We start from the raw sequence: 9933 nt of genomic DNA, 5'->3' as shown, positions 1-9933 counted from the left end.
ATGTAAATGCTATATGAATCAATTGAACAAAGAAGACAAAAGATACTTGATGAGCTCAACGTCAAGGACAAAGTCTATGTTAAAACATTAGCCCAAAAATTTGATGTATCCATGGAAACCATTCGCCGCGATCTTGATTATTTAGCTACAAACAATCAACTTACTAAAATCTTTGGCGGAGCAATCAAAGTTAAAAATACGCGTTTGGAACTTTTGTATAACGAACGAGCGGTTTATAATCTACAGTCAAAAAAAATAATCGCCGCAGCAGCGGCAAATTTTATTGAAGACAATGATACCATCGCATTGTTAGGCGGAAGCACTCTCGAACAAATGACACCGCATCTGCTAACAAAGAAAAATTTATTTGTTGTTACCAATTCTTTACCTATTTCATTTGGTTTACTGAACTATCGAAAAGAAGGGGCTTTTGATGGCAGGGTGATCGTTATTGGCGGAGAAACTAACGCTGCGTCTATGGCAACAAGTGGTTTTTTTGCTGAAGATATGCTGACGCAACTATCTGTTAATAAGGCCTTTTTATCTTGTGCCGGTTTTTCTCCTTCAAATATTAGTACCTTTATGGAGGAGCACATCCGGCTTTCCAAGTTGCTTGTAGAAAAATCCGATCTTAGTATTTTAGTCGCCGACTCCAGCAAACTAAATGTTCACCATTTATATAACTTTGCAACTCTTAAAGATTTTGATATGGTGGTTTGTGATCACGGGATACCTGATGAATGGATAAATGATATTGATTCCGACCAGTTGCAATGGTTAACTGCAAAATAAACAATAAATTAAGCATCAATTCACTACCGCCGGATTGTTGTCCATGAAGGATCGGGCAAAAGCTGTCTGTGAAGAATTGAAAAGTATCGTTAATGAGGCTAGGGAGCTTAGAGCAGCGTCCTTTGAAGAAAACGCAGCACAACCGGCAGAGATGAGTGGCGAGGAGACATAGCGTATCATAATGGAAACCCTCCGAATAAGCTTCGGAGGGTTTCATTGTGATTATAGGTGTTCTGGCTCGGCTATCATTTTTTGGGCAGCTTTTTTCGCTCCGCAGGCCTTGCCCAATCCATATACAAGCGGAACGCTGATGGCGTGAATTAATAAGAATGTACCCCACCCGACAGCCGGAAACATCCAAGGCATCATACCACCTCCTTGCAGGTAGTATCTGCAGCAACTTTTAATCTATGCCGGAAGAATGCGCCGCCGCTCCAATATACTCTCAATACCAAAATCCACTAGGGAAGTAACACCTGCTAACAGAGCGGCAACCACCCAATCCAGGCCTGTTAAACCAACTGTACCGAAGATTTGCTGCAGCCTGGGAGCATGAATAATACCTGCCACCATGCTCATAGAAAGCGCAACCGCGCCGATTAACCAGGGATTGCTAAAGAGACCAACCTGACCGGCTTCCCGCTCAATACGACAGTCAAAAATATGAATAAACTGACTGATGGCAAGCTGAGCAATAACAATGGTCCGCGCCAAAATAAGATTACCGGTCCGTGCCAGTTTCCAGGCGAAAAGCGCTACGCCGGTCAGACCAATAACCAATCCGCGGGTAATTACCTTCCGCCCCAAGCCGCCTGAGAAAACACTTTCATCGGCTGTCTTAGGCGGTTTATTCATGATATTCTTCGCCGCTGGGTCATTCACAAGCGCAATGGCGGGAAATCCATCGCCAATCAGATTAATCCACAACAGCTGAATCGGGATGAGCGGCAGCGGCAGGCCGATAATAGCGGCCAACAGCATAAGGACTACCTCCCCGATATTGGTTGCAACCAGATAACGAATAGCCTTACGGATATTGCCATAAATCGAACGTCCTTCTTCCATAGCCCTGATGATGGTGGCAAAATTATCATCCGCCAATATCATACTGGCAGCCTGCTTGGTTACATCAGTACCCATAATTCCCATGGCAATACCGATGTCCGCTGCTTTTACCGCCGGGGCATCGTTAACGCCGTCGCCGGTCATCGCAACAACGTAGCCCTTTTGCTTTAACGCTTTGACGATGCGAAGCTTCTGATGAGGAGAGGTTCGGGCATAAACGTGCGTGTCGGCCACGATATTCTCGAGCTCCGTATCAGACATATTTTCCAGCTCACTGCCAAGGACAACACGCCCATCACTGCGTACCAGTCCAAGTTCGCAGGCAATGGCTTTGGCGGTCAGCGGGTGATCACCGGTAATCATGATAACCTTGACTCCGGCCGCTTTGCATTTTGCAATCGCTGCCGGTACTTCCGGCCGGGGTGGGTCGATCATGCCAACTAAACCGCAGAAAATCAGCCCTGTTTCGATGTCCTGACTTTCTTCCTCATCGTAGAAATGGGATAACTCGCGGTATGCGCTCGCCAGCACGCGCAACGCCCTCCCGGCCATGTCCACGTTGGCCTGTTCGATTCTTGCCCTGATTGAATCATCAAGTAAGAGTACCTGACCAGCTTGTACATAGTGGGTACAAACCGCTAGAATTTTATCGGTAGCACCTTTACAATGTACTAGCTTTGTCTTCTTGTCCTTGTGCTCACATACCACTGACATCATGCGCCGTTCTGATTCAAAAGGGAACTCTTTTATTCGCCGGTAAGTTTCTTCCAACAGGCTTTGCGTAAGGCCGGCCTTGGCAGCAGCAACAACAATGGCCGCCTCAGTCGGGTCGCCGTCAATTCCCCAGCCTATGGCAGCTTCTTTATGAAGGGGTACTACCTTACCCTGGACTGCCTGGGTTTTGACTAGTTTAGCATTGCTGCAGAGTGAACCGCTTCTGAGCGTCGACATTAATTCGTCACTGTGAAGCGGATTTATCGTTGCTCCCTGTAAGCAAAATTCTCCCTTTGGCGCATATCCTTCGCCCGTTACCTGCCAGGTGCAATCTCCCGTATAGATTTCCCGTACTGTCATCTTGTTTTGGGTCAAAGTACCTGTTTTATCGGAACAAATGGCAGTAGTACAGCCTAGCGTTTCGATGGCAGACAATTTGCGGACTATGATATTGCGCTTGCTCATACGCTGAACCCCCATCGCCAAAGCAATGATGACAATCGCTGTCAGACCTTCGGGAATCGCTGCTACTGCCAGGCTTGCGGCGGTTTGCAGCATGTTCAGCACTCTTTCTCCCCGGAGCAAGCCCATTACAAATACCAGGCCCGATACCCCAAGGCAGCCGTACACAAGATACTTGCCCACTTCCTCCAGTCGCCGCTGCAGCGGTGTTACCTCTTCTTCATGGCTTTGAATAAGAGCCGCTATTTTCCCCATTTCCGTAGCCATACCTGTTGCGACAACAACCGCACTCGCCCGTCCACGTGTTACACAGGTACCCATGAATACCATATTGCGCCTGTCAGCAAGCGGATATTCGGCTGGACAAGTCATATTAGCCTCTTTGCGAACAGGCAGCGGCTCACCTGTCAGCACGGACTCTTCCACTTCAAAATGTGAGGTAGCTAACAAGCGTACATCAGCCGGTATGCGGTCTCCGGCCTCAAGTAGAATTACATCCCCCGGCACCAAGCTTTCTGCGGCAATTCTCACGGTGCGCCCCCCTCTGATAACGCGGGCCTGAGGAGCAGACAGTTTTTTAAGAGCCTCCAGGGAACTGCTCGCCTTCCGCTCTTGCACCACGCCGAGAAAGGCGTTAGCCGCCACAATGCCAACAGTCAGCATAGCATCCTTGGCCTTGCCCAGCGCAAAGGAAAGGCCGGCAGCACCAATCAACACCTGAACCATAAAATCTTTAAACTGGTCGCCGAGCAGCTTCCAAAACGAAGGTTTCTCCGCCTCTTGCAATGCATTGGGGCCATATTGCCCAAAGCGCAGCTGGGCGTCACGGCCAGCCAACCCAAATTTGGGCGATGTCTCAAGCCCATCACAGACCTCTGTCCAGGCTTTTGCATGCCAGGGCGAGGAGCATTCAGGCGGCAGGTATACAACCTTATCGGTTGTTGCCGTCGTAGCAGTTGCGGCTTCACTGCCTGTTGCCGCAAATTGCTGCAGGTCAATTGTTGCCGGGCGTTTTTTCGTTCTCCGCGTCAACAACCGCCCCGAGTTTAGAATAACGGCCAGTGTACTAATATTTAACAAAAGTCCTGCTGTTACGGGGGAGATCAGGCGAGCTGCCGCCAGCGCCATACCAACGACGTTAAAACCAACCGAAAGGGCTATGTTTTGCCTTACTACCTCATTGGTATGACGACTGAGGAGAATGGTTTGGGCCACTTTTCGGGGATCATCGTAAGCAAGTACAATGTCAGCCGTCCGGATAGCCCGGTCGGTTCCGCCCAGCCCCATGGCAATACCGGTATCGCTTGCTGCCAATGCCGGTGAATCATTGATTCCGTCTCCCACCATCACAACCTTCCTGCCAGCATTCCTGAGCCGTACCACAAGTTTCAGCTTATCCTCGGGCAGCATCGAATTCCAGTGCGATTGAAGACCAAGCTCAGCCGCAACATACTCTGCCGGGTAAATCGTATCACCGGTAACAACACCAATATCCTGTATCCCCAGTGAGCGGAGTTCGTGGACACCTTCGTAGCTCTGGGGCTTGATACTATCGCACACACCGATGAGACCAACCAGCCGCTTGTTTACCGCAACGTAAATAATACTATTACCCAAAAGCTCAATTCTTTTGGCTTTGGCCGTCGCCCGGAAAACCGGTATCTTCTCTCGTTCCATTAGCAGGCGGTTGCCTACCAATACCTTTTTGTTATCGATGGTTGCTTGTACGCCATAGCCTGTAATTGCGCGGCCCTCGGCAGGCAAAATAGGCAAGCTGCGGTTACGCGCCTCGTTAACCAGCATTCTGGCAAGGGGGTGACTGGTAGAACTTTCGGCAGAGGCGGCAAGGCTAAGTATGGCAGGCTCATCAAAACCGGGGACAAGGGCGCTCACTTCGGAAATTCTTGGCGACGCGGTAGTTAATGTTCCTGTTTTATCAAACAAGACAGTATCCGCTTGACCAGCTCTCTCAAGCGCCTCAAGGTCTTTGACAAAGATTCCCCTGCCGGCAGCTTCGGCAGCCGCAGTCCCCAGCGCTGCACTGCGTGCCAGTGAGATTGCTGCCGGACAGCCTGCCAGGAGTACCGCCAGACTGCGCATAAAGTCACGCGTAAGCAAGAACATACCACCTGCGATAGCAATTGCACCCCACATTAGTTTTCCCGTATATACGTCAGCAGGCGATTCCTTTAGCTGGCGTGCTTGTGCCTGGCTCACCATGCGGCTAATCTGTGCTATTGAGGTAGCATCGCCTACCTTATCTGCCCGTACCTTGATAGCTCCTGCCTGAACTTGCGATCCCGCATATACGGCATCGCCAGCCACTTTTAGCTGAGATTGGTAATCTCCTGATACAGCCGCCTGGCTGATTGCTGCCTTTCCAGCAACAATCGCCCCGTCTACCGGGATACTTTCCCCCTTGTGAACGACGACAATATCACCCTCTCTTAAATCACTGCATTTCACTAAAGCCTTTTGCTCATTTAACCAGCGCCAGGCTTTTTGCTGTTTACTGGCCAGAAGCTTCTGGACGCTGCGCTGTGAGCGGCTTTGCATCGTTAAACGAAACAGGTTTGTTAAGTGCACAATCCATAATACCGACAAGCCTGTAATGCTTTCTTTCATCGCTAATAAAACCAGAGTTGCTAAAAACAAGACTAAATCATGGTTTACCCTCTTTTTCTTGGCCAACGTCTCGATCCCGTTGTGTAAAATCGGGTACCCTGAAACAATGGTAATCAGTGCAGCAAAGCTAACAACCTGCGGTGATGCCGCCAATGGTGAGCGGCCTAAGAGAGCACGCTTGGCTACCAACCCGGCTAGTACGCCTCCCGTGGCTAGTGTGTACAGGTTGTGCGTTTTTGTTACTTCCCTTACTGTTTCCGCCTCAGCGGATACTACTACCTTGCACTTGCGCTGCCGGCGATATTCTTCACTAACCTCTGAAATCATTCTTTGAATTCCAGTCAAACCAATAACAGAGGAATCAAAGTAGACTAAAGCACGGCCGGTCAGCGGATTGGCAGTCACCAGTCGAATTCCTTTGTGTTCCAGCATTTCGCTGCATATATATTGGGAAAAATCCGGATTACGCTTTAGTCCTTGTATGACTATGCGCAACCGTCCTGGGAGGAGTCGATATTCATCTTTTACTACTACGACCTCTGCTGCCAATAAAGTGCCTCCTTTGCATGTAATGCTGAAAAAACGACAGCAAGGATTGCTCCTTGCTGTACCGTATCACATTATACGTCCGTAAGAACATAGATATTATCATCCCCATGTTTATCCAGTTCATGCATAAAAAAGCCATGTATTGCTCTCGCAATTACATGGCTTTCGAAACTAGATACAACCGCCTGCACGACAATTCCAGGGTGGGCTGATACAGCGAATACAGGACGTGGGCAATTTGCTTTGTACAACGCCGCGATAATTGGTAATACACATTAGTGAGCATACCGTCTATACACTTTTCAATATCGCCTATACAACGTTGCTGCTGCGCCACAGGATGGCAATCGGTTGCTTTCAATATAGCCGCTGCGATATTGAAATTGCCCAATGTTTCCTTTACTATCCAGTGCGGGCTAATTGCATCCAGACTTTTTTCACAGGCAATTTGAACTGCCTGATTCACCGCTTCCGATACCGCTGCCGTGGTTTTATATTGTGCTATCATTTTTGCCGACCGAATCGGAGAGTAGGCAGTGATGTCGGCTGTACCCAGCAATGCTTTTGATACCGGTTCAAGTGGAATTTCCCAGGTCTTGCTAATCTGGAGGCTTGCCACTGCAAGGATATTGTTAATCTCGCGCTGGCTAATGATTCTCCTGCCGATCGATTCGGCCCGATAGGCTTCTTTTCCCGTCATTAGGTCAACAGCGAAGGACTTGACTCTCTTTTGCGCATTCTCTAGCGAGGAGGCTAACAAATTATGAATAAGTGCCTGGCAGTCTGTCACCGCCACCTGCAGTTCACGTTCCTCCTGCCGTAGCTTTGCTTCTAAGGCCATAAGCTGCAACTGGTGTCGACTGATTCGTAGCTTTTCGGCAAACCAAATCTGCTGACCGAGCCGGTGGCAACGCACGGCCGCTGTATTTATTTGCTGGGATAATGCTGTGTCTGCCAGGTTTGTGACCGCAAGTGCCAAACTCATCAAGTCCACCTAACCTTTTCATTGTTTCTTAAGTCTAGTGTAACTATGTTTGGCTCTTATTGAGTTAACCTAGCATTAACTTTATGTTAAACTTTTTGTCCTGCCGCGATGGTTTTCATGCGTATTGTATCCAATTGACATAAATATAACCCCAACCCCCGACCGCAGCACAAACTCCACTTTTACCAGATTTATTACTTTATCCGCTCCATCAGCATTCCGAATAGCTCCTCGTCAAATTCCCGTGCGAAGCGCCTCATCAGAAGGATAGGCTGTTTTCGTTTAGGTTACCTTTCGGAGGTATCCCTAATGACTTAGCATATTTTTTGTGATTCTAAATCCAAAAAGGCCATTAGTTGTTCAGCGTTCCAGTCACTGGTTAAAACAGCGCTGATAATTTTATCTACTTTCTCGGACTGCATAGTAATGTCGATAAGCGATCCCTGATAGTTCTCTAAATTTAGGATAAACTGTCTTACCTAAAAATTGTTGACGGGCGTTATTCAGGTCAGCTGTTAACACCAGACCTTCTACTTGACCGCGCAGGGCCACCGTCCACCATCCGGCCGAAAACGGTGTAGGCGGGAACAGCAGGGTCAGGCTTGACTTACTCTAATAATTGACTTATTTTTCTTCAATATAGATAAGTCAATTATTCAAGCCTAACCCCCAAATACCCCGCAAGTGTCTTTAAGGCCGCGAATAGTTTGGTCACATTGTCTTCTTTCGTGCCTTCGGTAACGACCGCGCCGGCCTTGTCAACCAACCACTCACGGCCGCCGGGTTCTGTAATCAGATACCCGAATCCCCGCGTGCCCTGGTAAACCGCCTGTGTGCCAAAGTGGCCGGCGATAAGAGCGGCTACTTCTTTTCGTTCGCGGCCAGTAACTTGCATTCGAAATTTGAAGCTGTTTTGATCCATAAAAAGCCCTCCCTTGTTCATTTCGTCAGTGCACATATTACCATGAACACGCGGGAAAGCAAGTTAATTGTTCGTCAAACCGCGCCTAGTCCCATTGTCTGCTGTTGAAAAATGGATAGTAAAAAAGCACCTGCAATAAACAGATGCTTAACGTGAACTCACTTTTAACAAAACTGCCGGAACAAGCACGGCCAGCCTATAGCATGAGCGGGTTAGAAATTGCCTATAAAATATCTTGATAGTTGGTCGCGCCGTAAAGGATACGCATAATCACAACTTCCTTTTCGACTTCATTTACCAGATAAAAGACCAGATAATTATCTACGATGAGTTTCCGATACCCACGTGCTTTGAGCGGCTCATCCAGAACGTACTGACAAGAAAATGGATATTCTTTCAGGCGTATGATCGCCGCTTCGATGTAATCCATCAGCTTATCTGCCGCAAGGGCAGCAGACAGCGTGCCGAAGATATACCCATAGATTTCATCTAAGTCTGCTTCGGCTTTCGGGGTAAATTTCAAACGGTAACTATGCTCTGCCATGTTTTCTTCTCAGCTTTTTGAATACTTCTTCCCCGTCTAATAGCGGCATTCCATCAGCGATTTGCTTTTCCGCTTCCGCCAGTTTTTTATACACTTCCACAAGAGCCATTTGCCGCTCATAGGTTTTCATGCTCATGACAACTAAATCTCCGTAACCGTTTTTGGTAATGAAGATTGGTTCTTCACGCTTGTGGCATAGTTCAGAGATTTCATTGGTATTTCTCAAATCGGTAATTGGTCTGATTTCCGGCATCTATATCACCCCTATATTTATCTTGACATTATTATAGCATAATTATGTACAAAATAAAACGTTTAATACAGGGCGCAAAAATCAATAAAGTTCATTATACCGCAACCTCTCCGGTGACATCCGCATGGGATTTTTCTCCTCATTCCGCAACAGAAACACGACTTTATCACTGCCGGCCTGAGTAATATACCGGCTGACAATCACGTCGGCGTATATCGGGTCAAGCTCTGAGGTATAGCAAATGCGTCCGGTCTGTTCGGCGGCAATCAGAGTGGAGCCGGAACCGCCAAAGAGGTTAAGGACGATATCCCCGGCCTTGCTGCTGTTTTGAATGGCATTGGCCGGAATAGTTATCGGCTTCATCGTCGGATGGTCGCTGCTCCGGCTGGGCCGGTCAAACGGCCAGATCGTAGTTTGCTTACGGTCGCTGTTCCAAGTGTGGGCTGCACCTGGCTTCCTGCTTTAACAACCAGCCGGCATCCACCATGGCCTTGCGAAAGTTCAAACCTTCGGTGTCGGAATGACAAACATAAATGGCACCTCCCGGTGCCACAGCTTCCAGCGTGGTTGTATACGCTTGCAAGAGAAACTTGTAAAATCGTCAGCAGCCATGCTATCGTTTTGAATTTTAAGGCTGTCCGCCGTTTTCCCAACATACGCGACGTTGCAATGACATGCATTTTAGACCATACCCCGGAGCACGGTCTAACCCGTGGAAATGTATCATTTCCACGTTCTTCCACTCATGACTGGCTCTCTTTTTGTACTTTAGCTTGAACTGATTGGTCTTTGCAAACTGACTATGGTCATAATATTGAGCACTGCCCCAGATGCTTGCAGTATGAATCTTTCAGCAAATCGTTAATGAATCTAAAATCAACATTCGACGAGATAATCTTCAGAATATGATCGTTGGGAATTTTGTCATAGAGCACGCTATATACTTAATTGGTGCGGTACATGTTTAAGCAAGCCAACTCCTCCATTACATCAAATACCTATAGTTATATTTTACCATATAG

8 protein-coding genes and 1 pseudogene are annotated in these 9933 nt (G+C 47.9%); 2 read left to right on the top strand and 7 right to left on the bottom strand.

The features are described 5' to 3' along the window. Nucleotides 1-6: 6 nt before the first annotated feature. Both VN379_RS05015 and VN379_RS05010 read left to right on the top strand, forming a co-directional pair. Nucleotides 7-792: a DeoR/GlpR family DNA-binding transcription regulator gene (locus tag VN379_RS05015; protein ID WP_325531433.1), complete on the top strand. Its 786-nt coding sequence runs from the start codon at nt 7-9 to the stop codon at nt 790-792. A 43-nt stretch (nt 793-835) separates the two neighbouring features. Beyond that, nucleotides 836-964, top strand: coding sequence for a hypothetical protein (locus VN379_RS05010; RefSeq protein WP_325531431.1), 129 nt, complete (start codon nt 836-838; stop codon nt 962-964). Nucleotides 965-1014: 50 nt separating this feature from the next. On the opposite strand, the gene VN379_RS05005 is transcribed toward VN379_RS05010, so the two are convergent. From VN379_RS05005 to VN379_RS04975, 7 genes and pseudogenes are all read right to left on the bottom strand, one after another. After that, nucleotides 1015-1161: a hypothetical protein gene (locus tag VN379_RS05005; protein ID WP_325531429.1), complete on the bottom strand. Its 147-nt coding sequence runs from the start codon at nt 1159-1161 to the stop codon at nt 1015-1017. Nucleotides 1162-1200: 39 nt separating this feature from the next. Beyond that, nucleotides 1201-6207, bottom strand: coding sequence for a heavy metal translocating P-type ATPase (locus VN379_RS05000; protein ID WP_325531427.1), 5007 nt, complete (start codon nt 6205-6207; stop codon nt 1201-1203). Nucleotides 6208-6361: 154 nt separating this feature from the next. Then, nucleotides 6362-7192 (bottom strand): hypothetical protein, encoded by an 831-nt coding sequence (locus VN379_RS04995; RefSeq protein ID WP_325531425.1) that lies wholly within the window; start codon nt 7190-7192, stop codon nt 6362-6364. Nucleotides 7193-7844: 652 nt separating this feature from the next. Next, nucleotides 7845-8114: a hypothetical protein gene (locus VN379_RS04990; protein WP_325531423.1), complete on the bottom strand. Its 270-nt coding sequence runs from the start codon at nt 8112-8114 to the stop codon at nt 7845-7847. A 223-nt stretch (nt 8115-8337) separates the two neighbouring features. Beyond that, on the bottom strand, nt 8338-8658 hold the full coding sequence (locus VN379_RS04985; RefSeq protein ID WP_325531421.1) for a type II toxin-antitoxin system RelE/ParE family toxin: 321 nt from the start codon (nt 8656-8658) through the stop codon (nt 8338-8340). Further along, on the bottom strand, nt 8645-8911 hold the full coding sequence (locus tag VN379_RS04980) for a type II toxin-antitoxin system Phd/YefM family antitoxin (protein WP_325531419.1): 267 nt from the start codon (nt 8909-8911) through the stop codon (nt 8645-8647). Before VN379_RS04980 ends, VN379_RS04985 begins: the two co-directional genes overlap by 14 nt. Nucleotides 8912-8992: 81 nt before the next feature. Beyond that, nucleotides 8993-9331: pseudogene (locus VN379_RS04975) on the bottom strand (DNA methyltransferase); the annotation flags it as partial. Nucleotides 9332-9933 lie beyond the last annotated feature (602 nt).

Origin of the sequence: Sporomusa sp., from assembly GCF_035561255.1 — a bacterium.
Lineage (GTDB): Bacteria > Bacillota > Negativicutes > Sporomusales > Sporomusaceae > Sporomusa.
The sequence above is the reverse complement of the archived record's forward strand: the minus strand, read 5'-3'. Positions and strand labels throughout refer to the sequence as shown.

What these genes read in the sequence shown, in the direction of transcription:
- VN379_RS05010 (WP_325531431.1), top strand. Translation starts at nt 836, where the DNA reads ATGAAGGATCGGGCAAAAGCTGTCTGTGAAGAATTGAAAAGTATCGTT.
- VN379_RS05015 (WP_325531433.1), top strand. Translation starts at nt 7, where the DNA reads ATGCTATATGAATCAATTGAACAAAGAAGACAAAAGATACTTGATGAG.
- VN379_RS04980 (WP_325531419.1), bottom strand. Translation starts at nt 8,911, where the DNA reads ATGCCGGAAATCAGACCAATTACCGATTTGAGAAATACCAATGAAATC.
- VN379_RS04990 (WP_325531423.1), bottom strand. Translation starts at nt 8,114, where the DNA reads ATGGATCAAAACAGCTTCAAATTTCGAATGCAAGTTACTGGCCGCGAA.
- VN379_RS04995 (WP_325531425.1), bottom strand. Translation starts at nt 7,192, where the DNA reads ATGAGTTTGGCACTTGCGGTCACAAACCTGGCAGACACAGCATTATCC.
- VN379_RS05005 (WP_325531429.1), bottom strand. Translation starts at nt 1,161, where the DNA reads ATGATGCCTTGGATGTTTCCGGCTGTCGGGTGGGGTACATTCTTATTA.
- VN379_RS04985 (WP_325531421.1), bottom strand. Translation starts at nt 8,658, where the DNA reads ATGGCAGAGCATAGTTACCGTTTGAAATTTACCCCGAAAGCCGAAGCA.